This is a genomic window from Rhizobium sp. 18055 (genome assembly GCF_902706285.1).
Classification (GTDB): domain Bacteria; phylum Pseudomonadota; class Alphaproteobacteria; order Rhizobiales; family Rhizobiaceae; genus Rhizobium.
The window spans coordinates 1-23,976 of record NZ_CACSKD010000011.1 but is presented as its reverse complement, the minus strand read 5'-3'; the positions used below and the strand labels follow the sequence as shown (position 1 = coordinate 23,976).

28 protein-coding genes are annotated in these 23,976 nt (G+C 61.0%); all 28 read left to right on the top strand.

Annotation, left to right across the window (positions count from 1 at the left end):
• Window positions 1-2 precede the first annotated feature (2 nt).
• Window positions 3-629, top strand: coding sequence for a phage protein Gp27 family protein (locus GVL52_RS18505; RefSeq protein WP_160009798.1), 627 nt, complete (start codon window positions 3-5; stop codon window positions 627-629).
• Window positions 629-808 carry a hypothetical protein gene (locus GVL52_RS18500; RefSeq protein ID WP_160009796.1) on the top strand — a complete coding sequence of 60 codons (180 nt, stop codon included), beginning with the start codon at window positions 629-631 and terminating at the stop codon, window positions 806-808. Before GVL52_RS18505 ends, GVL52_RS18500 begins: the two co-directional genes overlap by 1 nt.
• A gap of 49 nt (window positions 809-857) precedes the next feature.
• Complete coding sequence (locus tag GVL52_RS18495; RefSeq protein WP_244619230.1) at window positions 858-2,483, top strand: hypothetical protein; 1,626 nt, start codon at window positions 858-860, stop codon at window positions 2,481-2,483.
• On the top strand, window positions 2,483-4,090 hold the full coding sequence (locus GVL52_RS18490) for a DUF935 domain-containing protein (protein ID WP_160009792.1): 1,608 nt from the start codon (window positions 2,483-2,485) through the stop codon (window positions 4,088-4,090). The genes GVL52_RS18495 and GVL52_RS18490 overlap by 1 nt, the downstream gene beginning before the upstream one ends.
• Window positions 4,091-4,205: 115 nt before the next feature.
• Window positions 4,206-5,264: a phage minor head protein gene (locus tag GVL52_RS18485; RefSeq protein ID WP_160009790.1), complete on the top strand. Its 1,059-nt coding sequence runs from the start codon at window positions 4,206-4,208 to the stop codon at window positions 5,262-5,264.
• Window positions 5,261-5,770: a phage virion morphogenesis protein gene (locus GVL52_RS18480; protein WP_160009788.1), complete on the top strand. Its 510-nt coding sequence runs from the start codon at window positions 5,261-5,263 to the stop codon at window positions 5,768-5,770. Before GVL52_RS18485 ends, GVL52_RS18480 begins: the two co-directional genes overlap by 4 nt.
• 84 nt (window positions 5,771-5,854) lie before the next feature.
• Entirely contained in the window at window positions 5,855-6,910 is a 1,056-nt protein-coding gene (locus tag GVL52_RS18475; RefSeq protein ID WP_160009786.1) for a phage protease, read from the top strand.
• A 2-nt stretch (window positions 6,911-6,912) separates the two neighbouring features.
• Entirely contained in the window at window positions 6,913-7,308 is a 396-nt protein-coding gene (locus tag GVL52_RS18470) for a hypothetical protein (RefSeq protein ID WP_160009784.1), read from the top strand.
• Between the two features lie 10 nt (window positions 7,309-7,318).
• On the top strand, window positions 7,319-8,212 hold the full coding sequence (locus GVL52_RS18465; RefSeq protein ID WP_160009782.1) for a Mu-like prophage major head subunit gpT family protein: 894 nt from the start codon (window positions 7,319-7,321) through the stop codon (window positions 8,210-8,212).
• Window positions 8,213-8,336: 124 nt separating this feature from the next.
• Window positions 8,337-8,789, top strand: coding sequence for a hypothetical protein (locus GVL52_RS18460; RefSeq protein WP_160009780.1), 453 nt, complete (start codon window positions 8,337-8,339; stop codon window positions 8,787-8,789).
• A gap of 198 nt (window positions 8,790-8,987) precedes the next feature.
• Entirely contained in the window at window positions 8,988-9,302 is a 315-nt protein-coding gene (locus GVL52_RS18455; protein WP_160009778.1) for a hypothetical protein, read from the top strand.
• A gap of 76 nt (window positions 9,303-9,378) precedes the next feature.
• A complete protein-coding gene (locus GVL52_RS18450) occupies window positions 9,379-9,582 on the top strand; it encodes a hypothetical protein (protein ID WP_160009776.1) in 204 nt (67 codons plus the stop codon).
• Window positions 9,582-10,016: a gp436 family protein gene (locus GVL52_RS18445; RefSeq protein WP_160009774.1), complete on the top strand. Its 435-nt coding sequence runs from the start codon at window positions 9,582-9,584 to the stop codon at window positions 10,014-10,016. Before GVL52_RS18450 ends, GVL52_RS18445 begins: the two co-directional genes overlap by 1 nt.
• Window positions 10,016-10,603, top strand: a complete 588-nt coding sequence (locus GVL52_RS18440; protein WP_160009772.1) for a hypothetical protein — start codon at window positions 10,016-10,018, stop codon at window positions 10,601-10,603. The genes GVL52_RS18445 and GVL52_RS18440 overlap by 1 nt, the downstream gene beginning before the upstream one ends.
• A 7-nt stretch (window positions 10,604-10,610) precedes the next feature.
• On the top strand, window positions 10,611-10,829 hold the full coding sequence (locus GVL52_RS18435; protein WP_160009770.1) for a DUF2635 domain-containing protein: 219 nt from the start codon (window positions 10,611-10,613) through the stop codon (window positions 10,827-10,829).
• A 3-nt stretch (window positions 10,830-10,832) separates the two neighbouring features.
• Window positions 10,833-12,320 (top strand): phage tail protein, encoded by a 1,488-nt coding sequence (locus GVL52_RS18430; RefSeq protein ID WP_160009768.1) that lies wholly within the window; start codon window positions 10,833-10,835, stop codon window positions 12,318-12,320.
• A gap of 16 nt (window positions 12,321-12,336) precedes the next feature.
• Entirely contained in the window at window positions 12,337-12,702 is a 366-nt protein-coding gene (locus GVL52_RS18425; protein ID WP_160009766.1) for a phage tail tube protein, read from the top strand.
• Window positions 12,699-13,178 (top strand): hypothetical protein, encoded by a 480-nt coding sequence (locus tag GVL52_RS18420; RefSeq protein ID WP_160009764.1) that lies wholly within the window; start codon window positions 12,699-12,701, stop codon window positions 13,176-13,178. The genes GVL52_RS18425 and GVL52_RS18420 overlap by 4 nt, the downstream gene beginning before the upstream one ends.
• A gap of 132 nt (window positions 13,179-13,310) precedes the next feature.
• Window positions 13,311-15,746 (top strand): phage tail tape measure protein, encoded by a 2,436-nt coding sequence (locus GVL52_RS18415; protein WP_160009762.1) that lies wholly within the window; start codon window positions 13,311-13,313, stop codon window positions 15,744-15,746.
• The gene (locus tag GVL52_RS18410; RefSeq protein WP_160009760.1) at window positions 15,746-16,990 is read left to right on the top strand and encodes a DNA circularization N-terminal domain-containing protein; all 1,245 of its coding nucleotides are present in this window, start codon (window positions 15,746-15,748) and stop codon (window positions 16,988-16,990) included. Before GVL52_RS18415 ends, GVL52_RS18410 begins: the two co-directional genes overlap by 1 nt.
• Complete coding sequence (locus tag GVL52_RS18405; RefSeq protein WP_244619226.1) at window positions 16,990-18,195, top strand: phage baseplate assembly protein; 1,206 nt, start codon at window positions 16,990-16,992, stop codon at window positions 18,193-18,195. Before GVL52_RS18410 ends, GVL52_RS18405 begins: the two co-directional genes overlap by 1 nt.
• A complete protein-coding gene (locus tag GVL52_RS18400; RefSeq protein ID WP_160009758.1) occupies window positions 18,195-18,710 on the top strand; it encodes a phage baseplate assembly protein in 516 nt (171 codons plus the stop codon). The genes GVL52_RS18405 and GVL52_RS18400 overlap by 1 nt, the downstream gene beginning before the upstream one ends.
• 59 nt (window positions 18,711-18,769) lie before the next feature.
• Window positions 18,770-19,231 carry a phage GP46 family protein gene (locus GVL52_RS18395; protein ID WP_160009756.1) on the top strand — a complete coding sequence of 154 codons (462 nt, stop codon included), beginning with the start codon at window positions 18,770-18,772 and terminating at the stop codon, window positions 19,229-19,231.
• A complete protein-coding gene (locus GVL52_RS18390) occupies window positions 19,232-20,371 on the top strand; it encodes a baseplate J/gp47 family protein (protein WP_160009754.1) in 1,140 nt (379 codons plus the stop codon).
• Window positions 20,371-20,970 (top strand): YmfQ family protein, encoded by a 600-nt coding sequence (locus GVL52_RS18385; protein ID WP_160009752.1) that lies wholly within the window; start codon window positions 20,371-20,373, stop codon window positions 20,968-20,970. The genes GVL52_RS18390 and GVL52_RS18385 overlap by 1 nt, the downstream gene beginning before the upstream one ends.
• A gap of 3 nt (window positions 20,971-20,973) precedes the next feature.
• Window positions 20,974-22,221, top strand: coding sequence for a DUF2793 domain-containing protein (locus GVL52_RS18380; protein WP_244619225.1), 1,248 nt, complete (start codon window positions 20,974-20,976; stop codon window positions 22,219-22,221).
• A gap of 27 nt (window positions 22,222-22,248) precedes the next feature.
• A complete protein-coding gene (locus GVL52_RS18375; protein ID WP_160009750.1) occupies window positions 22,249-22,773 on the top strand; it encodes a hypothetical protein in 525 nt (174 codons plus the stop codon).
• Between the two features lie 101 nt (window positions 22,774-22,874).
• Complete coding sequence (locus tag GVL52_RS18370) at window positions 22,875-23,849, top strand: acyltransferase (protein ID WP_160009748.1); 975 nt, start codon at window positions 22,875-22,877, stop codon at window positions 23,847-23,849.
• Window positions 23,850-23,976 lie beyond the last annotated feature (127 nt).

Genomic DNA, 23,976 nt, shown 5'->3' with positions numbered 1-23,976 from the left:
CCATGGCCCAGGGGCGCGGCCGTCTCACCGCAATCGATCAGCTTCCCGAGGAATGTGATGCTGTCGTCAGCTGGGCCGCCCAGGCACTTGCCGATCGCGAGCGCACGCAGGTCGAGATCTATGGCGAGTTCAAACAGCAGCTCATTGCTCTCCAGGGCGAACAGGGCATCGCCTTCGACATCCCGTCATTCTCGGCCTTCAACCGCTATTCGATCAAGCTTGCGATCCTTTCCCGCAGGATGGAACAGACCCGCGAAATCGCCGCCACACTCTCGCAGCGCATGGACGCGGCCGGCTCCGATGAGCTGACGTTGATCTCGGCCGAGGCGATCAAAACGCTGATCTTCGAAATCCTTCAAGCGAAGGGCGAAGCAGGCCTTGATCCGAAGGGCGCTATGGAATTGGCGAACGCGTTGCGCGCTGCATCGGCCGCCCAGGTGAGCAGCTCGAATCGCCGCCAGAAGCTGGAAGCCGAGGAGAGGCTCCGCAAGGTCGAGACCGACATGAAGGCCAATGCCGAGAAGGCGCTCGACACGCTTGCCAACGAGCCGGGTATTTCGAAGGAAGCGATTGCCCGCGCCCGGCGCGAATTCCTCGGTGTCCGTCCGAAGAAGAAGGACAAGGAATGATGTCCGACATTGCCGTCGAAGCACCAGCATGTTCACGGTGCCGGGGCGTTGGCCTCGGCATCAAACGTATCACGACGCGCAAGGATGGCTCGATCGCTACGATCAGCTACGACCTAAAGGCGAAGTGTAAGGCCTGCCAGGGAACCGGCCTGCAGGTGATGGAGGTTACCCGTGGTTGAAGCATCGTTACCCGGCCTGCCGCAGGGCAAATGGATTGATCCACCTGTCATGCCCCTCGATCCGGCTCTTCTGCCGGATAGTCTTTTGCGCGGCGGCGACATCCCTGATGACCTCGACCCATTGGCCGAAGGCGTCCTTATGCTTCACCAGTCGGAGTGGATCGCCGACGAAAGCACGTTGAAGATTTGCGCCAAGGGCCGACGCACGGGCATCACATTCGCCGAGGCGCTCGACTGCACGCTCATCGCAGCGGGCCGCCGATCGGCGGGTGGTCAGAACGTCTTCTATATTCCGGACACCAAGCCAAAGGGTCGCGAGTTCATCGGCTATGCCGCGCATTTCGCCAAGACCGTTTCGAAAGAGATGCTGACGATCGAGGATGGCATCTACTTCGACCAGAAGGCAGACGGCACCACGACGGCCATCTCCAGCTACATCATCCGCTTTTCATCCGGCTTTCGAATCGAGGCGCTGTCTTCGCGGCCGGAAAACATCCGCGGCCTTCAGGGAACCGTCGTCATCGACGAAGCCGCATTCCACCGCGACGTGCGCGGCGTCGTCGATGCTGTCGGCGCTTTGCTTATCTGGGGCGGCAAGGTCCGCATTATATCCTCGCATAACGGCATCCACAGCCCGTTCAACGAACTGATCAAGGAAGCCGAGGCTGGCAAGAACGGTTTCAAGGTCCACACCTATTCATTCGGCGACGCCGTCGAGAACGGCCTTTACCGGCGCGTCTGCCTGATCAAGGGCGAGGAGTGGTCACAGGAAAAGCAGGACGCCTGGGAAGCGGAGATCCGCAGCGCCTACGGCACGCGCACCGCGAAGATGAAGCAGGAACTCGACGCGATCCCGGCCGAGTCCGAAGGCTCGGCGCTGACCCGCGTTCTAATCGAGAGCTGCATGTCGCGCGATCTGCCGCCCGTCGTTCGCTGGGATCGGCCGGATGATTTCAAGAACCTCGACGACTTCGAGCGGCAGGAGCAAGCCGACGAATTCTGCGAAGGCATTTTGAAGCCGCTTTTAAGTGCGCTCAATCCGGATCGCGAACATGTCTTTGGCGAAGACTTTGCGCGATCAGGCGACAAGACGGCGATCATTGTCTTTGAGATCGGCGCGGACCTGATCCGCCGCGCCCGGCTCACGGTCGAGCTGAAGAACATTCCGTTCGATCAGCAGCGCGACATTCTCTTCTATATCGGTGATGCCCTGCCGCGACTGTCGGGCGGCGCGCTCGATGCGAGAGGCAACGGCCAGTACCTCGCGGAAAAGGCGCGTCAACGCTGGGGCGAATGCATCCATGAAGTGATGCTGTCGGCCAAATGGTATTCGGTGAACATGCCGGCATACATCGAAGCCTTCGGCGACAAGAGCCTGTTACTGCCCTTCGACGCCGACGTCCTGGCCGACCACCAGGCGCTCTCCTACGTCAACGGCATCATCAAGGTTCCGGACGGCCATTCGACCAAGGGTGTCGATGGCTATGACCGCCATGGCGATACTGCGCCGGCTGGCGCGCTTGCATGGTTTGCGAGCAACCAGGACGCCATCGCCTACGAGTACGAAACCAACCGCAACACCGGCATATCGAACGGCACGGGCCACAATGGCGGCCCGCCGCTCGATGACGATCGTCGCCGGTCTGTCGATATCTACATGAGAGGATCGCTGTGATGGCGTCATTCAGGGACTGGCTTGGTCGGGTTGTTCTCGGCCGGGAGCTGATGGAACAGGTCGCCGAGGGGCGCATGGGGAGCGTGCGCAATCCCTTCGCCGGCCATCCTGCCGATGGGCTGACACCGATGCGCCTGTCGAGCATTCTGCGCGCCGCCGCGAACGGCGAACCGGAAAGCTACTTCGAGCTGGCCGAGGACATCGAGGAGCGCGACCTGCACTACGCCGCCGTCATGGCGACCCGCAAGCGATCGGTGGCGCAGCTTCCGATCAGCGTCAAGGCAGCGTCCGACAGTCCCGAGCACCAGAAGCATGCCGCCCTGGTGCAGTCGTGGATTGATGACGACGTGCTCCGCTCCTCTCTCTTCGACATCCTCGACGCCATCGGCAAGGGCCTGTCGGTGATGGAGATCGACTGGCAGGTCCGCCATGGCAACCTGCTGCCACGCGAACTTATCTGGCGAACCCAGCGCTGGTTCACCTTTGACCAGGGCGATGGCGAAACCGTGCTGTTGCGCGAGGGCGTATCCGGCGAGCCACTCGCTCCTCACAAGTTTGTCGTCCACCGGCACAAGACGAAGTCCGGTCTGACAATCCGATCGGGCGTTGCCCGCGTTGCGTGCTGGGCGTGGATGTTTAAAGCATTCACCGTCAAAGACTGGGCGATCTTCTGCCAGAATTTTGGTCAGCCGATCCGCATCGGTAAGTATGGGCGTGGTGCCACCGAAGCCGAGAAGGACGTGCTCTGGCGCGCCGTGAGTGGCATCGCCGGCGACTGCGCCGCGATCCTCCCCAGAGAAATGATGATCGAACTGACCGAGGTCGGGTCGAAAGGCACCTCCACCGATATGTATGAGCGGCGCGCAGACTGGCACGATCGCCAGATCTCGAAGCTTGTTCTCGGCCAGACCACGACCACGGACGCGGTCTCCGGTGGCCATGCCGTCAGCCAGGAGCACCGTCTCGTCCAGGAAGACATCGAGCGTGCCGACGCGATGAACCTGTCATCCACACTGAACATACAGCTGATCCCGAATATCGTTGCCTTCAACTTCGGTCCGCAGGATCATTACCCGACAATCCGGATTGGCCGTCCGGACGAAGTGCCACTCAAGGATTTCGCCGATGCCTTCCAGAAACTGGCACCACTCGGCCTCACGGCCGACGAAAGCTTCCTGCGCGATCGCATGGGTATCCCGACGCCGAAGGCGCAAGCCATCCTTGTTGGCGGCCGAACACCGGCACCTGCCGCAGTCGACGATCCAATCATCTCGCCCGCGAAAACCGACAAGCCGGAAAAGACGGTTCACAGCGCCTTCAATGGCCTTTTCGAAAAATCCGCACATAGCCGTTCGTCGAATGACGATCTGATCGACAGCCTAACCGAGCGATTGGAACGGGATGCGGCCGGCGCGGTCGGCGGCATGGTTGACGAGGTCCGCAAGGTGCTGATGACAGCGACGGATCTGCGCGATGTCGCCGAGCGTTTGGCAAAGCTCGAGCTTTCCACCGATGACCTCACAGAAGCGATGGCGCGGGGCATGGCGTTGGCGCATCTGGCTGGCCAAGCATCGCTGATCGACGACCTTCGAGGGACGAATGAATAGCGGCTCACAGAGCCTCTCAGACGCGCGTTCGCCGACTGTCACGCCCGCGAGCGGCTCAATCGCGTCCAAGGGCTTCAAAACGGCTTCAAAATTGATGGGGTTGGTCGTTGCTCGCATGGCTTCTACCATCTCTGCGCTGGACCTTCCGTTTTCGGAAGCGATCGACTTTTTCCGGCAGAAGACGGCGACCCCGACGAAGAGCTGGCGCGACGTCTGGGATGGTGCCCATTCGAAGATGTTCATGGTCGCCGGCGCCAATTCTGCCGCCCTGGTCGCGGACTTCCAGGCGGAGATCGCCAAGGCTCTTGAGAACGGCACCACGCTTGCGGATTTCCGCAGCGGCTTCGACCAGATCGTCAAAAAGCATGGCTGGTCTTACAACGGCGATCGGGGCTGGCGCACCCGTACCATCTTCGAGACCAACCTGCGCACCGCCTATGCTGCCGGCCGCTATGCCCAGATGACCGAGCCGGATACGCTCGCCACGTTTCCATATTGGCAATACAATCATTCCGGCTCGCTCCATCCTCGTCTTCAGCACAAGGCATGGGATGGCAAGTGCTATGCGGCCGACGACCCGGTTTGGAACTCGATGTATCCACCGAACGGTTTCGGCTGCGGTTGCTTCGTCACGCCGGTCTCGCGTCAACGTCTTCGCCGCCTCGGCAAGTCTGGTCCCGATCGTGCTCCGGATCTCGACCAGCTCGGCACCGATCAGCCGCTCGGCATCGATCCGTCTTTCAATTACAATCCGGGCAAGGTCTGGCTTGATCAGACTGCACCAGGTCCGACACCTGTCACCGCATCGGAGGCGACGGTGGCCGCGTTCATCCAGTCGTCGCTCCGAGGAAAATGGCCGGACACGAGCTGGACACCAGCTGGCATTGTTGACAAGAACGTCGCGGCGCAGCTCGGCACTGCCGCCTCCACCGAGTTGCGTCTTTTGGCCGAGACCGTGCGCAGTCTCGACATCGGCCCGATCGAGGCCAACGAATATGCCACCGTTCCGCGCCGGCTTATGCGCGGCGGCAAGGTGACCCGGAAGGGCAAGGGCGCGTTCACTGTCACCAAGGATCTGGACGGCAAGACCTGGTCGGCAGACGTCGATGTCGTGAAGGACGGGAAACGGACACAGCTTCACCTGGGCAAACTTCGCAGCGAGGTCGCCCGATGAGTGGCGTCGCAATCTCCGTCACGATCTCCGACGCCAAAGTCCGCCGCGCCTTCGAGCAGCTTGAGCGGGCAATGGGCGGGAACACCCGGCCGCTTATGTCGGCGATCGGCGTCGAGCTGGTCGGATCGACGCATATGCGTTTCGTCACCCAAACTGATCCGGAAGGGCAAGCTTGGCAGACGCTCAACACGACGTACGCCGAGGATAAGCGCAACTCCCGCATCCTAACTGAGAGCGGCCGGCTTCGCGACAGCATCAACGCGCAGGCCAGCAACGATGAAGTTCGGGTCGGCACCAACACCATTTACGCTGCAGCTCACCAGTTCGGAGCGACCATTACCCCGAAAAATGCCTCGCATCTTTTCTTCCGTATGGGCGGCCGGTTGATACAGACCGACAGTGTGACCTTGCCCGCTCGCCCGTTCCTCGGTATATCGAACGATGACGAGACCGCGATTTCCGAGATCGTCTTCGACTTCGTTGGCCGATACGTCACGCGGCCCTAACTCTCCCCTTAAAATATCCATCAAGCCTGCCGCCCGCCTTCGCGGGCATGATATCGCGCACTGCGACATGGCATTTCTCGTGTCATGGAAAAGGCAATCAACTCAATCATCCGCTCTCTCAATCAGGCCGGCGCCACAGCGCCGGAGTGGCTGCACCTCTTGCCGTCTGGCGAGTTCAAGGGTGTTGACGGTCGTGGCCCGTACGCCGCGCCTGACATGGATGCGTTGATCGCGCTTTTCGAGAAAGAAGGCGTCAAGCTCGCCGTCGATGAGAACCACTCTACCGATTTGGCCGGAAAGCAGGGTCATTCATCGCCTGCGCGCGGCTGGATTGTCGCTCTGCAGAAGCTCGATGACGGCCTCTACGGTCGTGTCGAGTGGACACCCGAGGGCGAGCGCATGGTTTCGAGCCGTGAGTACGGTTTCCTGTCGCCCGTCTTTCACCACTCGGTGGCGAAGCCCTTCAAGATCTGCCGAATGCTGCGTGTCTCGCTGACCAACGATCCCAACCTCAATGTTTTGAAATCACTTCACTCTCAAAGGGAGAATGCAATGCTCGAAGAATTGCGGAAGGCGCTTGGCCTTCCCGAAACTGCCGACGAGGCCGCCGTCATGGTTGCCGTCAAGGCAGCTCACGCGGCGCAGGCCGTCGTAGCGACCAACCAGACGGCCACCGCCGCCTTGATGTCGCGGATCGCTGAAGCCGCCGGCGTTGCATCCGACACCGCTCCCGACGTCCTGGTCACCGCGATCCAGTCGCGCGGCAAGGCGACAGCCGCCGAGGCCGAGAACGCCGAGCTGAAGACGCAGCTCGTCTCCATGCAGTCGCAGCTTACCACGCTGGCGACAACCACTGCCCAGGGAAAGGCCCAGTCGGCGATCGATACGGCGATCGAGGCTGGCAAGGTCATCCCGGCGCTGCGCGATCACATGATCGCCCGTCACATGAAAAACCCTACCGAAGTCGAGACCGAGCTGAAGGTGATGCCGTCGCTGAATGCCGGCGGTCTCGGTGGTCGCACGTTGCCCGATAATGGCGGCACGATGACGGCCGAAGACGACAAGGTCATGGCCATGATGGGCATGGACCCGACAGCCTACGCCGCGACGGCCAAGGCACTGCATGGAAAGGGCAACTGATCATGGCAGCTAGCAACGATATCCGCGCGAAGAAGAAGCCGGGTCACACGCGCGCTTACGGTTACCCCGTCCTGACCAATATCGTGATCTTCGGCGGCGCTGCTGTCGGTATCACAGCCAACAAGGAGGCGGTCCCGGCTGGCCACGCTAGCGCCGTGAAGCTCATGGGCTTTGCCGAGGAGCGCATCGACAACACGGGCGGCGCGACCGGCGACCAGTACGTCAAGGTCGAGAAGGACGTGCGCATCATCACGCTCGCCGGCTCAACCGTCGCCAACATCGGCGCTGCTGTCTACGCCAGCGCCGACGACACCTTCACCCTGACGGCCGGCGCGCTGCTTCAGATCGGCACCATCGACGCCATCGACGCTGACGGCGTCTGGCTCAAAACTCTCTAAGGAGCGACCGTTGGACATCAATTCAAATACCCTTCGGGGCATCTACACCGGCCTTTCGACCGCCTACAACATGCGGTTCTCGTCGGTGCAGACCTTCTATACGTCCGTCGCGATGACGGTTCCTTCGACCACCGCCATGAATGAATACCCGCGTCTCGACGATCTGCCGGGCATGCGCGAATGGATCGGCGATCGTATCGTCCACGACCTGTCGGCCCAGACCTACATCATCCGGAACCGCGAGTTCGAGAAGACGGTCTCGATCAAGCGTAGCCAGATTGAGGACGATCAGATCGGCATCTTCAGCCCGGTCGCCAGCCAGATCGGCCAGGACGCGGCCGAGTTTCCCGACCAGCTCGTGTTCCCGCTGATGAAGAAAGCCGAGACCATCAAGTGCTACGACGGCCAGTATTTCTTCGACACTGACCATCCGGGCTATGATGAGAACGGCGGCGCGTCTTCTGTCGTGAACTTCACCGATGGTGCAGGTCCTGCCTGGTACCTGATCGACGATACCCAAGCGATGAAGCCGTTCGTCTTCCAGAGCCGGAAGAAGTTCGTGCTGACGGCGATGCAGAACCCTGACGATCCAAACGTCTTCTACCAGGGCAAGTTCGTCTGGGGCGTCGATGGTCGATGCAACGCCGGCCTCGGCCTGTGGCAGCTCGCCTACAAGTCCAAAGCGACGCTCAACGCGGCGAACTACGCCTTGGCGCGTACTGCCATGCAGTCGATCCGCAAGCGCAGCGGCGAGATCATCAACATTCGGCCGACCAAGCTTTGCGTGCCGCCGGCGCTTGAAGGTGTCGCTCGCCAGCTCCTCAACGCCGAACTGGTGAACGGCGGCGACAGCAACGTCTGGGCAAAGACAGCCGAAGTCCTGGTCATTCCGTACCTCGGCTAATCCTCCGCTGGCGAGATCTCCTCCCGCCAGTTCCGTCGCCGGTGTCCTCCCAGACCGGCGGCGGGTTTCTGAAAAGCGGCCGATATCGGCGACCTCTTTTTCGAAACCCGAAGGAAAAGGAACGATGACGAAAATCCAGATCATCTGCAGTTCGCCCGGCATGCGCCGCAACGGCATCGAGCACGCGGCCAGCGCGTTCTACGAACCCGGCTTTTGGACCGAAACGCAATTGAGCGCTTTTCGCGCTGACCCGGCCTTCACCGTCCGTGAAGCCGATGAGGCGGTCGAAAACACCCTGTCGGCCGACGACTTCAATCTGAAGCTTGAGGCCGAAGTTGTCCGGCAGGTCGGGCTCAAGACGGTCGCCCTGGAGAAGAGCTTCAAGAAGGCCGTCGATGACAAGGTCGCCAAACTGAAGGGCGAACAGGAAACCGCGCTCGATGCCATCGGCAAGAAGCACGCCAGCGCCGAAGCCTCTGTCGCCGAGCTGCAGGCAAAACTGACGGCCGCCGACGCCGCGAATGCCGAGCTGCAGACGAAGCTCGATGCGGCCGAAAAGGCAACGCCCAAGAAATAACCCCGGCGGACCACAACCGGGCGGCGGGGCAATCCGGCTCCGCCGCCACGGCAACCATCCAAGCGGGGAGCGCCGCGAGTGGGTCATGTCCTGTCTGACAGGGCCGCAGCCCCGAAGCCTCCCGACCGGACCAGGACGCAGTAATGCGCCGGCGGAAACAGCGGCAAGACTGAAGCCTGCAACCCCGAAAGGACTGAAATGCGTCTCTACAGCATTCGAAGTATTTGCCTCGGCAGCCTTGCTCTGATCGCGAGTGTGCTGCTGGCCTCCCAGATGCCTGCGTCGGCGGACGTTCTGCCGCTCGATGCCGGCTTCTACGCGATCGCTCATCACCCGATGGACTTCGCGATTGTCGTTCACGACATGCTGCCAGCCGCCGAGCTGGCACGCATCGACCAGGATGCGCCCCTGTCCGTCACTGCCTCGACCGGCTTCGAACCGCTGAAGCCGGAATATGCAGAGAGCTACGCGACCAACGGCCTCAACTTCATCGACCTGCGACGGCGTTGCTAAGCCGCCTTTACCGCAGACCTGACTTCGAGGCTGGCTTCATAGCCGGCCTCACTCTCAACCCTTCCGGATCTCACCAATGTTCGACGGCCTCGCAGAGTTTCTCCTCATCCTCGCTTTTCTGGTCGGCAGCGCGTTCGGCGCAGTCGTCGCCATGTTGGTGCTGCTGGTCGTCTACTGCTTCGTCTGGATTCCGCTTCACGCAGCGCTTGCCATCGTCGTCATCACCAGCGGCCTCACGGGCTGGATTGTTCACCTCTATTTCGCGCGGAAGATCAGCTGATGTACGCAACCGTTTCCGACATGATCGCTCGCTTTGGCTTGACGCAGATCATTCGTCTTTCGCGCCCGGAAGACCGCACAGCCGAGACCGTCGATGACGAGAAGGTGCTGACGGCGATCGCCGACGCGACATCGCTGGTCAACGGTTACATCCGTGGGCGCTACCTCGTGCCGATCGCAACACCGCCCGATGAGATCGTCCGCGCCACCTGCATTATCGCTCGCTACGATCTGGCCCAGGGCGAGCATACCGACCCGAGCGAAGAGATGAGCAAGGGTCGCAAGGATGTTGTCACCTGGCTTGAGAACATCGCCAAGGAACTGATCAATCTCGACGTGCCCGCCGCAGCTCCGGCCGGTGCCGCCGTTGGCTCCGGGCCCCGCATGTCAGACCGGCCGCGCATCATGTCCTATGACAGCCTGAAGGGCTTCTGATGGAACTGGCGCGCGCACCGATCCGCAACATGGAACCGGCGATCATTGACCGCCTGCGGCTGGCTTTCCCGGCCAAGACGTTCACCATCGAGCGTGTTCCGCAGACCATGACCATCAAGGAATTCGAGCGCATCACGAAGTTCTCGCCCTTTATCGGTCTCGCCTGGACAGGCATGCGTCCGGACACGGCGAGCGGTCGCATCCTGAAGGGCAAGATGCTGTGGCGGCTTATCATCGTTTACAAGGCTTCGAGCACGCTTGAAGCCCGCTTCAAAGGCGACACGCGCGGCCTCGGCCTGGACGCGATGATCGACGTATCGGTGGCACTCCTGCAGGGTGCGGAGATTCCCGGCGTTGGTTACGCCAGCGTGACGCTTGCCAACAGCATCATCGCTGACGGTTGGAGCGACGACGATATCGTCATCGCCCAGGTCGATTTCGACGTCACCTTCTCGGCCAGCGTCGCTGGCCTGGAGCTGAAGACGCTCGAAGACTTCCTCGCCTTTGGCATCACCTGGGCCGTGTCCGACGATCCGGACAGCGACACCGTCACCGAGACCATCCCCGTTCCGACCACCGAGGAGTAACACCCGCATGTCGCAATTCTTGAAGCCGGCCGAGGGCCGCACCGTTGACCAGGAGGACGGCACGCCGTGGCCGGTCGATGGCATGGAAGCGCCGAACTCGCTGTTCGTGCGCCGTCGCATCGCTGATGGCGATCTGATCGAAGCCGACGCGCCGGCCGAAGTCGAAGCCGCCGAGCCGGAAGCCGAAGCCCCGAAAACTACGCGCAAGCCCAAAGGAGACAACTAAGCCATGGACTTCAACGAGATCCCCTACGACTGGCTTGAGCCGGCCACCTTCCTCGAAATCAGGCCGAACTACGCCAGCATGGGCGTGCTTCCCTATCCGACCCAGGCGCTGATCGCCGGTCAGAAGCTCGCCAGCGGCACGATCGCGGCCGGCCAGATTGTCGAAATCACCAACGCCGACGAAGCGATCGCGCTGTTTGGTCTCGGCTCGATCGGCGCTGAAGCGGTTAAAGCCTACCGTTACGCCAACAAGACGACGCCGCTTTTCGTCATCGGCGCGGCCGACGCGGCCGGTGCGGTCAAGGCATCCGGCACCATCACGTTCGCAGGGGCGGTTCCCAGCGCCACGGTTCTCCGGTTCAAGATCGGCGGTCAGGCAATCCGGATCACGGCCAAGCCGACCGACACGCCGACGATCCTTGCAGCCGCACTGGTTGCCGCGATCGCCGCCGATACCGACAACGTCGTCACCGCTGCGGCCGCCGCCGGCGTCGTCACCTGCACCGCCCGCAACGGCGGCGAGGTCGGCAATGGCATTGACCTGCGTGTTGACATCGATGCGCAGCCGGTTCCGAACGGCCTCACAATCACGGTCGTCGCCATGGCGAACGGCGCTGGCAATCCGGACATTCAGCCAGTCCTCGATGCGCTCGCCAACACCTGGTTCACCGACGTCATGCATCCTTGGAATGACGTCACCAACCTGACCATCTTCGCCGAGTGGCTCCGAGTCCGCTACGTCGCGACAGCCAAGCTCGATGTCCATGGCTTCATCGCCATGCGCGGCACATATGGCCAACTCAGCACATTCGGGATGCTGACGAACTCGCCATATCTCTCGGCGATGGGCCTGAAGAACTCGCCGACCAGCCCGTGGGTGCTCGCCGCCTCGGTCATGGGGATCGCCACCTTCCAGCTTACGAACGATCCTGCTCGTCAGTTGCGATCGCTGCTCGTTCCCGGCGTCGAAGCGCCGCGTGCTGCCGACCAGTTCACCGAGGAGGAACAGAACCTTCTTCTGAACAAGGGGATCTCCACCTTCGACCATCTGCCGGATGGCTCGACGATGATCTCCCGCCTGATCACGACCTACAAGATGTCGAACCTCGGTGTTGCGGATCGCGCCTGGCTGGACATCATGACGCCGAAGACGCTGTCACGCATCCGCTACGACTGGTCCGGCTACATGGCGCTTCAGTACCCGCGCTCGAAGCTGGTCGATGACGAAAGCGAGGCAGCCTTTGCCAGCCGCTTCGACAGTGACGAAGACGCCGGCAGCGCTGTCGTCACGCCACGCCGCGTGCACGCCTCGTGGGGCGGGCGCTGCAGGCTCTATGGCGAGAAGGTGTGGATCGAGGACGTCAACCGCACCGTCAAGGAAAGCGTCTTCCAGCGCTCCACCGACGACAAGAACCGCCTCGAAAGCCGTCAGCAGGTCCGCATCGTCGGCAACCTGATGGTTCTCGCCGGCTCCCTTGAATTTCAGGTCTAAGGAAGGATCTTAAAACATGGCTCAGACTTTGGGCATCGTCGATATCGTCTGGCGCGGGCGCAACATCCCGGTCGAGAAGGGCGCGAAGATCCGCCCAGGCGGTATCAAGAACAACGCCGTCAACTACGGTCGCAAGACCGGTCGCGCTCAGGAGTATATCGGCTCCGAGGTCACAGCGACCACCAACCTTGAGGCCGGCCAGCGCTGGGGCAACCTTTGGGACCCGGGCGAAGGCGAACTGCAGGTGGTTTGCGATACCGGCCAGACCTTCGTCATCGCCGATGCCTTCCTCGTGGACGACATCCCCGAGATCACGGGCGGCGAAGGTGGCAAGATCGAACTCAAGTGGGCCGGCTCCGCTCCGGAGGAGATCTTGGCATGAAGGACGTTCTTGCAAAGAACATCTCGATCGACCTCGACGAAGACGCCGAGGTCGCCACCGCCGCTGACGTGGATCTCGATCGTCCCGTCCCGCTTGACGGCAAGGCGATAGATTCCGACGTCATCGATGAGGACGTCAATCCGCTCGACACCTTGCCGAAGGATGCCATTCGCAATGCCGACGGTTCCGTCACCTTGCCTCTCAATGTCAGCGTCACGCTGAAGACGAAGAAGGACGGGAAGATCAAAGAACGGGTGTTTAACGAACTGGTGTTTCATCGCCTCGTCGGCGCTGACCAGCGCGCGATCGCTGCAGCTACCGAAGAGCACCAGGTCGTGACCTCGTTCGCACGTACGACCCGCCTCAATCAGGCGATCATGAACGCGCTCTTCGATAAGATGGATCTGTCCGACGTGACGCGTGGCGGCCGGGTGCTCAACTATTTTTTGAACAATGGCCCAAAAACTGGCGCGTGATTTTCGGCGCGCTGGCTGATGGGACAAGCCTCTCGGCGTCGGAGATAGACAGCTTCGACGCCGAAAAACTCATCTTCTGGTGGGACTGCATTATGGATTGGCGCAAGTTCGCCAAAAGCTTGGAGAGTTGAAATGGCGTCTCGCTCAATGGCATTGGATGTTCTTGTCCGCCTGAAGGACATGCTTTCCTCGCCATTGCGCGGACTGCGCCGTAGCCTCCAGGGCGTGGCCGACATGGCCAAGAAGATCGGCGTCGTCGGTACCGCCATTGCAGCCATCTCCTTCATGGCTCCGATGAAAGAAGCGGCTGCGTTTCAGCAGCAGCTCCTCGATATCGCCGGTACCGCTGGCAAGAGCGGATCAGCCGCTTATCAAATGGTCGATGAGCTGAAGGCACGATACGAGGGCCTCGCGCTTCAGGTCGGCCAGACTTCCGACACCATTGCCAAGGGCTCCGGCAAGATGATCGCGGCCGGCCTGGACGAAGCGCTGGTCGATCGCTCGCTAAAGGGCATTGGCAAGGCCACGAAGGCCGCGAACGCCGACTTCGACGACATGGCCGGTGTCGCCATCTCTCTGCTTCAGACGCTAAAGCTTCCGGCCTCCGAGCTGGACGATACCTTCGCGGGCTTGATCGTTGCCGGTAAGGAAGGTTCCTTCGAGCTGAAGGACATGGCGAAATACTTCCCGACCTTGACCGGCCAGATGGCCAAGCTCGGTATCACCGGCCGCACCGCCGCGACCCAGCTTGCGACCATGTTGGAAATCGCGCGCAAGGGCACGGCCGATCCTGCCGAGGCGGCAAACAACCTGAACAACTTCCTTTCGAAGATCACCGCGCCGGAGACCCGAAAGAACTTCCAGAAGATGGGCGTCGATATTCAGGGCGTCATGCTCGACGCCGCCACCAAGGGCATCAACCCGATCGAGGCCGTCATCCAGAAGGTCTCCAAGCTCACGGGTATTTCCGGCAAGGAAATCGAAGGGCTGATGAAAAAGGCCAAGGCCAGCGGGCTCGAAGGTGCCGACGCGCTGGAGGAAGTGCGCAAGCAGCTTGAAGCGATCCATGGTGCCGGCGCGCTCGGCGGCTTGTTCTCCGACATGCAGGTGATGGGCTTCCTCATTCCGATGCTTGGCAACATCGACGAATACAAGCGGATCAAACAGGCGGTTGCGGACGCGACCGGTGCGATGTCCGATGCCGACTTCGCCACCCAGATGGCGAGCCTGAATACGCAGCTCGTCACGTTCGGAGAAATCGGAACGCAGGTATGGCGGGAAGTCGGTCTCGCGTTCGGCACGTGGATGCCGTCGATTAACGCCTATCTGCAGGACGGGTTGAAGTGGCTGCGCGAGACGGATGCCGCGACCGGTGGTCTGGTGAAGACAAGCCTTGCCTGGGCAGGTGCCGGCATCCTCGTTGCCGCTGGTCTCGGCGCTTTCGGTGTTATCCTGCCGATCCTCGGCGCTGGCCTTGCCGCCGTTGGCGCGCTGATCTCGCCGTTCGGCGTGGCGCTCGCCGCTGTCGCCGCCGGCGCGATGTACATTTACAAGAACTGGAACAGCTACGGGCCGCGCCTGACGCAACTCTGGCAGCGTGCCAAGGCTGGTTTCTTCCAATTCGCCGACGATATGAAGGAGCGCGGTGGCCGCATCGTTGCAGCAGGCCGCGAGATGGTCAGTCGCTATGCACCGATCGTGCGCGCGGGATTCGCATCGGCATGGCAGGATATCAAAGCCGGTATGAACAACCTTCAACCGCTATTTGAAGGGTTCAAGAAGGCTCTTAACTTCGACATCGACCTGTCTGGCTTGACGATCGATGACGCTAAGATTGCTGCATTCAAGGCGCTCGACGCCGCACTGGCGGGCATCAGGATCGGCTGGCAGGCGCTGAAGGATTTCGGCTCAGGGTTCGCTCCAAGTCTCGGGACGATCGGTGAGAACCTCGGGAAGTCTGTGTCGTCGATCAAGAGTGCGGGAGATGGATTCATCCGGCTCGGTCGAGGTCTTGCGCAGTTGGTTGGGCTTGACGAGGCGAAGCTTGGCGGCATCGCGAAGTTTGCGGGCATGTTCGCCGGTAAGGTGTGGGAAGTTGCTACTGCGATCGTTCGCGATCTGGCGAAATTCATCGCTGACCTGGTGAACGGTGTCGCCGATCTGGTCGAGAAGGTGAACGCCGGCATTGATTGGAGCAGCCTTCTGCCGCAGAGCGTCGTCAATTCATGGAACGCTTTGGCCAGCGCCGTCGAGAAGGTGAAAGCCGCGATGAACTTCGGCGGCTCGATGCAGCCCGGCGACGTGCTGCCGAACGGCACCGCAGCGGGGTCGTCAGCTGATGGCTCCGATCGCACGGCCGCACTGGACGATATGCTCGCCGGCCCGCAGCCTGCGAACAACAATCGTCCCGCAATCGCCGGAGCACAGCGCCCGGTCAACCAGCAGGTCCAGGTTGGCGGAACGGTGAACATTAAGGTGGAGGGTCCAGGCACGGTCACTGGCACGTCAACCGAGAACTCGGCCGTTCCAATCACCGCCAACACCGGCCGCGCTGTCGGGAGAAACTAATGCAGCTCGATAGCATCAGCTGGGTTCTTCCCGGTCTTCTGCCCGGATCGTTTCGTGGCATCGTTTTTCATGTGCCCGATGCGACCAGCGATGTCGGCCGGCGTGTCGTCGAGTATCTCTTCCCCGGCGTCGATGCGGCTGATTACGATGACTTCGGTCTCGCGCCGGGTGTCGTGTCGTTCAGCGGCCTGATCGTGGGTGACGATTATCGCGTGCAGGCAATGGCTCTGCAGGCGGCATTCGAAGCGCCTGGTCCCGCTACGCTCATCCACCCTTGGCTTGGCCCCATGACCGTCATCATGACGGAGCCGGCGCAGATCTACTTCTCCGATCGGGAGCTGCGCGTCGTCCGCTTCTCGGCCTCGTTCAAGCGCATCGATGCCGGCGTGCTGGGTGCCGTTGCCGGTCTCAGCGGCTTGACCTCGGCCATCTCTGGCGTTGTCCAGGCGGCCACTTCGTTGGCTGCTGCAGTCGGCGGCATCATCTCGTCTGTCCGGTCTCTGTCGGCTGCGCGCTCTTATCGTGTCGTCTCGTCAGCAATCGCGGCCCTCACGGCTCCGGCCGGTACTGCTCGCCTGCTGCCTCGCCTCAAGGCGACGATCGGCGATGCCAGCCCTGCAGATCCGCTGGCATTCGATGCTTTGATGCAGACAGCTTCTGCCCTTGTTAATTCCGACAACGCGACGCCGGCCGTCTCTCCGGCTGCAGGGGCTGTCATCGATGATCGGCCGTTGGCTTTGCCGGCAATCGGCATGGCTTTGACCCTTGTCGAACAGCTTAGCGCCGCATCCCTCGACGCGCCGGCCGACGCCGATCGCGCGCTGCTCTTGACGGCTAGTGCTCAGTTCCTCGGCCAGCTCGCCGCGCAATCCGCCTTTGCCGATTATGCCTCACGACAGGAAGCGCAGGCGGTTCGTGCCCGCATCACAGTCGCGATCGAAGCACTTTGCGATGCCCTCGACCAGTTCTCCGGATCGACCTTCGATGCGGCCAGCACAGTCCTGCGTCGATCAGCCCGAGACCTTCAGTCGGCGATCATCGCAGATATCAACGAGACGATCGGCCGGCTTCCGGCTGTGCTGGTCTTCCGCGCCGATCGCCAGCTTGACGCTTGGCTGCTTGCGCAGCATGTCTTCGGGGATACGCCGCAGCTGATCGAGGCCGGCTACCGCGACATCGTTGCCCGCAACAATCCGCGCCATCCCTCGGCCCTGCCGGCTGGCGGCATCGAGGTTCTCGGCTGATGGCGAAGATCCTTCCAATTCAGCTGCGCGTTGCTGGCAAGGTCTACGACAAATGGACGTCTGCCCAGGTGACGCGCGACATGAAAGATTTCAGCGGGTCTTTCAGTTTCACGCTTCGCGATACGCAGCGCTCGCTAAAGACGTTCGCCTATGCCAGCGGCGGAACGGCTTTCGACCTTCGCCCTGGTGTTGCGGCAGAGGTGCTACTCGAAGGCGCTGTCGTGCTGAAGGGGTACATTGACCAGGTCAATCCAACGATCGACGAAAGTCAGGCACAGGTCAGCATCTCCGGCCGTGACAAGACAGGCGATCTCGTCGATAGCGCGGCGCTGACCGATGGGCCTTCGGAATTTCGCAACGTCAAACTTGAAGATGCCGTCAAGCAGATTGCCAAGCCCTTCGGCCTGGACGTCCGTAGTGAGATCGATACCGGCGAGCCCTTCACTCGCTATGGTCTCGATCTCGCAGAGACAGCCTTCTCGGCGATCGAGAAGGGCTCGCGGTCCCGTCACGCCCTGGTGCTCTCGGATGGCGTTGGCGGACTGGTGATTACGCGCACCGGAAGCAACCGCGCACCAGCAGACATCACACTGCCCGGCAACGTCATCGGTTCTTCCGGTTCATATAGCGATGCAAAGCGGCACTCGAAAACCTACGTTCGCGGTCAGGGCGAAAAGGCCGGCAAGGCCCGCTCCGGTTCTGCTGCCCTGGACAGCACTGCCGCGCCGCTCGATCCAGCCGACAGAAATGTCGGCGACGGTTCTGCGACCGAGAATGAGCGCAAGGGCACTGCCGCAACGGGGATCGCCACCGACGATGAAGTCACCCGGCATCGCCCGGCGGTTCACCTTGCGCGCAGCAAAGCCGACGCCACGAGCGCCCAGGACGAAGCCGACTTCCGGATGCGGACCGCACGTGGCGAGAGCGAGGAAGTCACCGAGACCGTCAAGGGGTTTGCGGTCAACGGTAAGCTCTGGCGCGTTAACGAGATCGCTTACGTCTCAGACGCCTTCCAGGGCATCGAGCGCGATATGCTAATCATCGGCGTGTCCAACAGGTCCGACGAAAGCGGCAACTTCACCGAGCTGAAATTGTCCAGCCCGGAGGCCTTCGACGCAGACCCGGTCGGCAAGCGTCGGAAGAACCGCACGCGCAAGACGAAGGCGGCGGCCGGCAATCTCGACAGCAGCGCACAGGGGCTTTGATGGACAAGGAAACAGCCGATAAGACGCGTGGCATGATCCGTCGTGGTGTACTCAAGAACATCAAGGACGATGGCCAGACGCAGACAGCATCCGTCGAGGTTGCCGAGGGTGTGTTTCGCGATGACGTCGAGATCATTCAGCCGTATGGCTCCGCATCGCACACGCCTGCAGATGGTTCCCTCGCTGTCGTGCTGGCCGTGGGCGGCGATCAGAGCGACTTGATTATCCTGCAGGTGTCCAACCCTTCGAAGCGCCTGGGCAAACTTCCTGAAGGTGCAGTGGGGAATTACAACGAGCACGGCGATCGCGTTCTCGTGCTGCCCGATGGCACCGTCCAGGTCGCGGCCGGTCATGCGCTGGACGTGACAGTCGGTGGCGTCAACTTTCGCGTCACAGCCGAGGGCGTCGATATCACTGGCGGCCATGTCCGCCACAACGGCAAGAATATCGGCGACACCCACGTCCACGGCGGCATCGTTCCAGGCAGCGCCGACACCGACGTTCCGTCGAATTAGTCGCACCGCCCGCCGAGGCGGGCATGATCTGGCTTTCGCGCGCGCGATAGTTTCGCGCCATGTTCTTCGATCTGGCTCTCACTTACGATCCTGACAAGCGCCGCTGCGACCTCACGCTCGGCGATGATTGCGATCTGGTCATCGACGAAACCCCAATCCCTGCCATCCTGCTTTCCGTTGGCCTTGATCGGCGCGCGGCTCCGGACGATCCGCTTCCAGAAGGACGCTCTCAGTTCCTCGCCCCCGTATCCTATTCGGAGCGTCGAGGCTGCGCTGGCGATGCACTGGACCCTTCAGGAGCAATGACCGGCAGTCGTCTTTGGTTGCTTGATCGCGCCAAACAGACTGAGACAACCCGGCAGCTTTGCCAGTTCTGGCTTCAGGAATCACTCGCCTGGGCGTCGAAGGAAACCGGTCAGCCGGCTGAGATCGAGGTGCAGTGGATCAGGGATGGTGTCCTTGGCTACCGCGTCCAGGTGCAAGACGCCAGCGTTTCACTCACACGCCGCGTGGAGGCCTAAATGCCGTGGCCCGTGCCAACTGCCAAACAGATCGCAGCCAAGATCGCAGGTTCGCTCGAAGCGGGCCTGCTTCGCATTCGTCCAGATGCCGCCCCCGCAAAGGTATCGCTGGCCGTACGCTCCGCCCAAGGCGTCTTCTCCCAACTCGGAAGGGCATTTTCGCTGGAGCTACGCGAAGTGCATGACCATCTCGCGTGGTGGGGCCGTCAGTATTTCGTCGATACCGCCGAAGACGAGTTCGTGCTGCGGCACGCGGCCATCTGGGGCGTCGAGCAGCGCGCGGCTACAAAGGCGCTTGGTACCGTCCATGTGGAGGGTGTGGCCGGTACGGCATTGCCTGAAGGACTACAGCTGTCAGCCTCAAATGCAGTCGCGTATGTCACCTCGACCGCATCTGTTATTGCAGCGGGCGGAACTGTCGATATCGCAGCCGTCGCCGTTAGCGCTGGCACCTCCGGAAACCTCGAAGAAGGTGTCCAGCTCACCGTCGTCACGCCGTTTCCGGAGATCAGCCGCGTGTCGGTCGCATCGGCATTCCTTGGCGGCGCGGATGAGCAGTCAATGGCAGAGTTGCAGTCCGCTACCTTGCAGCGCATCCGACAACCACCTCACGGCGGAGCCGGTTTCGACTACCCGGTTTGGGTTGGCGCTCAGTTTGCGGTCAAGGCCGTCGCCGTCATTCCCGAATGGATCGGCCGAGGATCTGTCGGTCTGGTCGTTGCTATGAAGAATGCTGATGGCTCGGCGCGCGTTCCAACCGATCCCGAGCGCGATGCGATCCTCGACTATCTCGGCCCACTCGGAAGCCAGAGCGGCGTTCGGCCGGTGACCGCGCGTGTCATTGTTATAGCGGCGGAGCTTCGAGTTCTCGCACCGACCATCCGCCTTCGGCCCGATACCGTGCTCACGCGTGCCGCCGTGACCGATGCATGGCAGCGCTACGTCGCCACGATAGGCGATGCCGACGATAGTGAGAATGCGAGCCCCATCGGCGCGCTAATCGAACCTTCGCGGATCTCCGAGGCAGTCTCGGCCGCCAACGGCGAGTATGCCCATGACCTGATCGCTCCGGCTGCTCCATTCACGCTGGCGAGCGTCGAATATCCAGTCGCCGGTGCAATCGACTTCGAGGACGCTTAATGGCCAGGACGCTTTCAACGGTGCTTCAAAGCATCATTTCTAAGGCCGCTCCGGGATTTGCGCTCGGCCTTCGCGGAGGCGTGCTGGACACGGTCTTTGAGGCTGGCGCTGATCGTATTGTCGCTGTAGAGGCGGATGCGGAAGCAATCATGCGGGAGGTCGATCCCCGTTCGGCCTACAACCTCCTGCCTGACTTCGAACGCGTACTTGGCCCAGACCCATGCGGGCGTGATCTCAATACCAGGACGATCGAAGATCGCCAGAGGATCACGCATCAGAGATGGACAGCAACAGGCGGTCAGTCGATCCCGTACATGGTTTCTCTGGCCGCCAAACTCGGCGTCTCCGTTACCGTCGATGAGTTCTGGCCGACGCGCACCGGCGGCTTGCGTTGTGGCCAGCGGCTCCGCCCTGAAGGCACGCAGTTCCTTTGGCGCATCAACGTTCCGGGACTGGTCAAAGTCACCAAATTCCGGACAGGGGTAAGTGTCACCAAGCACCGCCTCGGCAGCTTCACAATTTCCGACATCGAGTGCGAGCTGCGGCGGGTGAAGCCCGCACACACCGTCCTTGTCTTCAATTACGCCCAGGAGGCCTGATAAATGGATCGCATCAACGGCGCGGGAACGATCGACATCGGTGGCGGCCGTCGTGGCTTTCGCGATGAGAACCTTGAGGTCGGCACAGAGGGAACCGAGGTCACGGCTCTCTTCATGAACATGACGCAGGAAGAGATCATCAAGATTATCGAAGCCGCTGGCCTCGTTCTCAACGACGCCGATTGGACGCAGTTCTATCAGGCCCTGAAAATCCTTGGCCTGTCGGCTGCAGGCCGGACGCGCAGGTGGACGGCTGTCAACTCAATCACTACAACAGCTCCTCCGGGTGCCCCTGTTGAAGGCGACGTCTATCTTATCCCGGCTGGCGCTACCGGTGTCTGGAACGCCAATATCGGCAAGCTGGCCGAGTGGACCGGCACGGCATGGTCCTACGTCACATCTCCAGATGGTCAGGGAATCAGTCTACCGGATGGCCGCATATTTGAGCGCATTGCGGGAGTGTACATCGAAAAGTTGGCGCTTGATTCGCAGTCTGGCAAATGGAACTACGCGGCCGCCGCTGGTACAGCGAACGCCCTCACAGTCACGCTGGCGCCTATCCCTGCAACCCTCGCCTCGCTGAATGGCGCTCCGATCCGGGTGAAGGCGGCTGCCACGAACACCGGTGCTGCAACGCTGAATGTGAACGGCTTTGGAGCTGTCCCGATCGTGAAGTTCGGACAAGCAGCCCTTACAGGCGGCGAGATACCGGCTGGCGAAACTATCGAGCTTCTCTACAATGGAACGAGCTTCCAACTATTCACGGCATCGAGCAGCTTGGCTGTGGCCGGCGCATCCACGACGAAGGCTCCGAAACTAATAACGCTCGACGCAGCCCAGAGCGCAAATGTCAGCGTGCCATCGGCAACCGACACCCTCATCTCGTTCGGAAACACCGTTACCAACAGCCTTGGGACATCGACCTGGAATGGCACCAGGCTCACTGTTGGAGCTGGCGAAGGCGGATTTTGGAGCCTGCGGGGCACATGGTATTTTTCTTCACCGACCACGGGCGCATACGCCGTGGGTCGCTTTAAGAAGAATGGAGCCGTGGTGCTTCTCGAGTCCGTCCCTGGCTACCACGTCGCCGGCAGTGGCTCGATTATAACTGCCGTTGGCGTAGTTAAGCTCGTTCCGGGCGACTACGTCGAGTTCGCGGCTTATCATCAGGCTGCAGGCACCCAGCCGGCATACTTCGACAGCGTTGCTGACCGAACCCACTTCGCCGCTCAGCTAATCTCTGCTTATTGACAGCTCTTACCCCGCGTGAGGTGAACTATGAAGAAGATAGCGATGACATTAACGCAGGTCGAAAGCTGGACTGCGCAATATACAGGTGACCGGGCAGGCATCCAGTACGATGGCGAGTACCTTTATTTTCCCGATGAACTCTTGTCCACGATACAGAGCATCGACACGTCACCGGCTAGCCAGCCATATCTCGAAATCCTCAAGTCCCGACTGAAGCGGGAAATTGACCAAAAGGCTGAGATACAGCGCCTAAGGTACATCACGCCGGGCGCTGGCCAAGCCATGACGTATCAGCAGAAGATGGAAGAGGTCCGCGCTCTCGCTGACGACGTCGGTGCGGACGCCGCACTCTACCCGCTGTTGGCTGCCGAGATCGGGATCACCGCTCCATCGCTCTCCGAGGTGGCAGCAGTCGTGCGTTCGGCCTATCAGCAATGGCAGTTCGTCGGTGCTGCGATAGAAGCTGCTCGACTTGGAACAAAAGCGGCGATCGACGCCGCCCCCACCCAAGATGAGGCCCAGCAAGCCGCCGACAGCGTGCTCTGGCCTTAAACCGCGCCGTTCAAGCACCTACAGGAACACCCGACGATTGTACTCTCCACTCTGTACAGGTATATCGCCGCGATGCCCTTATTGACTGCGAGGAACTACTCTTGATCGGCAACCTTCAGCTAATTAGAGCTTTTGCAGCATCCGGGGTGGTTATCTATCATTGTGCGGCACTTATTTTTGGCTTTCACACCGAGTTCTACGGTGTCGCGCTGTTCTTCGCTCTCTCTGGCTACCTGATGTGCAAGATTAAAGAAAAACGGAGCGCGTCTGCGTTTGCGTGGGAGCGATTCTTGCGCATCGCTCCCAGTTATTGGCTGGCAACCGCGCTTTTGGCTCGGCAGTTGCAGCCGGACAAGACATTCGGTGAATATCTGCCTTCGCTATTTTTCATTCCTCACGCGTCGGAAGCTGGCTTTTATCCTCCGCTGGGTGTCGGTTACACGCTGAATTTGGAGATGTATTTTTACGGCATCTTCGCGTTGTCTATTATGATCAACCGGAAATTCGCGCCATTGCTCTGTGCAGGTGTAATCGTCGCGATCGCACTCTTCCTACCCTCGGTCACCAGCAATAAAGCCGCTATCTTTTACTACACGCATCCATACGTTTTTTGCTTCGTATGCGGGATAGGCGTTTGGTATTTTACCGAGTGGCTTCTGCCTCGCATTGATCATCTGATCATTCCCAGTTGGTTCTTCCCAATCGCGCTGCTCACTTACGCGTTGATGGTGCCTATTGTACTCGGTCCGCTCGAATCGACCGTCGTCGCTTTCGCGGCAGCGTCGCTGCTGCTCCTCGCTGGCGTTGTCTCTGCGAAATTGGGAACCGATTTGCGCTCGAAGCCAATCATGCTTCTCGGAAACGCCTCCTATGCCTGCTATCTGCTGCACACAATCATCATCGAACTCTTCCGACAGCGCGGCTTTGCTATCGACGGTTCCGTGGGGTTAACGGTTATAATTTTCGCCCTATCGTGGTGCGCGGCGCTGGCTTGGCATGGCTCGATCGAGAAACTTATCGGCTTGGTCACCGGCCGATCTCCCACATCAGCACGCGTGGCGAGCGCCACTAGTTGATCTCATCAGCTGCGAGCGAGGTTTGAGACAGCTTCAAAGCCTCATTAAAGATTCGTGCCAGACCAATGCGAAACCTGAAAATTCCAGAACTTGGTGTCAAAATTCCGATTTTTCGCGTCCGGCTACA

Excerpts from the sequence above, each read along its gene's own strand:
- GVL52_RS18470 (WP_160009784.1), top strand. The coding sequence starts at position 6,913 with ATGGCAGCTAGCAACGATATCCGCGCGAAGAAGAAGCCGGGTCACACG.
- GVL52_RS18490 (WP_160009792.1), top strand. The coding sequence starts at position 2,483 with ATGGCGTCATTCAGGGACTGGCTTGGTCGGGTTGTTCTCGGCCGGGAG.
- GVL52_RS18420 (WP_160009764.1), top strand. The coding sequence starts at position 12,699 with ATGAAGGACGTTCTTGCAAAGAACATCTCGATCGACCTCGACGAAGAC.
- GVL52_RS18415 (WP_160009762.1), top strand. The coding sequence starts at position 13,311 with ATGGCGTCTCGCTCAATGGCATTGGATGTTCTTGTCCGCCTGAAGGAC.
- GVL52_RS18405 (WP_244619226.1), top strand. The coding sequence starts at position 16,990 with ATGGCGAAGATCCTTCCAATTCAGCTGCGCGTTGCTGGCAAGGTCTAC.
- GVL52_RS18395 (WP_160009756.1), top strand. The coding sequence starts at position 18,770 with ATGTTCTTCGATCTGGCTCTCACTTACGATCCTGACAAGCGCCGCTGC.
- GVL52_RS18445 (WP_160009774.1), top strand. The coding sequence starts at position 9,582 with ATGTACGCAACCGTTTCCGACATGATCGCTCGCTTTGGCTTGACGCAG.
- GVL52_RS18380 (WP_244619225.1), top strand. The coding sequence starts at position 20,974 with ATGGATCGCATCAACGGCGCGGGAACGATCGACATCGGTGGCGGCCGT.
- GVL52_RS18485 (WP_160009790.1), top strand. The coding sequence starts at position 4,206 with ATGGCTTCTACCATCTCTGCGCTGGACCTTCCGTTTTCGGAAGCGATC.
- GVL52_RS18505 (WP_160009798.1), top strand. The coding sequence starts at position 3 with ATGGCCCAGGGGCGCGGCCGTCTCACCGCAATCGATCAGCTTCCCGAG.
- GVL52_RS18435 (WP_160009770.1), top strand. The coding sequence starts at position 10,611 with ATGTCGCAATTCTTGAAGCCGGCCGAGGGCCGCACCGTTGACCAGGAG.
- GVL52_RS18500 (WP_160009796.1), top strand. The coding sequence starts at position 629 with ATGTCCGACATTGCCGTCGAAGCACCAGCATGTTCACGGTGCCGGGGC.
- GVL52_RS18385 (WP_160009752.1), top strand. The coding sequence starts at position 20,371 with ATGGCCAGGACGCTTTCAACGGTGCTTCAAAGCATCATTTCTAAGGCC.
- GVL52_RS18480 (WP_160009788.1), top strand. The coding sequence starts at position 5,261 with ATGAGTGGCGTCGCAATCTCCGTCACGATCTCCGACGCCAAAGTCCGC.
- GVL52_RS18430 (WP_160009768.1), top strand. The coding sequence starts at position 10,833 with ATGGACTTCAACGAGATCCCCTACGACTGGCTTGAGCCGGCCACCTTC.
- GVL52_RS18375 (WP_160009750.1), top strand. The coding sequence starts at position 22,249 with ATGAAGAAGATAGCGATGACATTAACGCAGGTCGAAAGCTGGACTGCG.
- GVL52_RS18495 (WP_244619230.1), top strand. The coding sequence starts at position 858 with ATGCCCCTCGATCCGGCTCTTCTGCCGGATAGTCTTTTGCGCGGCGGC.
- GVL52_RS18455 (WP_160009778.1), top strand. The coding sequence starts at position 8,988 with ATGCGTCTCTACAGCATTCGAAGTATTTGCCTCGGCAGCCTTGCTCTG.
- GVL52_RS18475 (WP_160009786.1), top strand. The coding sequence starts at position 5,855 with ATGGAAAAGGCAATCAACTCAATCATCCGCTCTCTCAATCAGGCCGGC.
- GVL52_RS18390 (WP_160009754.1), top strand. The coding sequence starts at position 19,232 with ATGCCGTGGCCCGTGCCAACTGCCAAACAGATCGCAGCCAAGATCGCA.
- GVL52_RS18450 (WP_160009776.1), top strand. The coding sequence starts at position 9,379 with ATGTTCGACGGCCTCGCAGAGTTTCTCCTCATCCTCGCTTTTCTGGTC.
- GVL52_RS18460 (WP_160009780.1), top strand. The coding sequence starts at position 8,337 with ATGACGAAAATCCAGATCATCTGCAGTTCGCCCGGCATGCGCCGCAAC.
- GVL52_RS18400 (WP_160009758.1), top strand. The coding sequence starts at position 18,195 with ATGGACAAGGAAACAGCCGATAAGACGCGTGGCATGATCCGTCGTGGT.
- GVL52_RS18425 (WP_160009766.1), top strand. The coding sequence starts at position 12,337 with ATGGCTCAGACTTTGGGCATCGTCGATATCGTCTGGCGCGGGCGCAAC.
- GVL52_RS18440 (WP_160009772.1), top strand. The coding sequence starts at position 10,016 with ATGGAACTGGCGCGCGCACCGATCCGCAACATGGAACCGGCGATCATT.
- GVL52_RS18410 (WP_160009760.1), top strand. The coding sequence starts at position 15,746 with ATGCAGCTCGATAGCATCAGCTGGGTTCTTCCCGGTCTTCTGCCCGGA.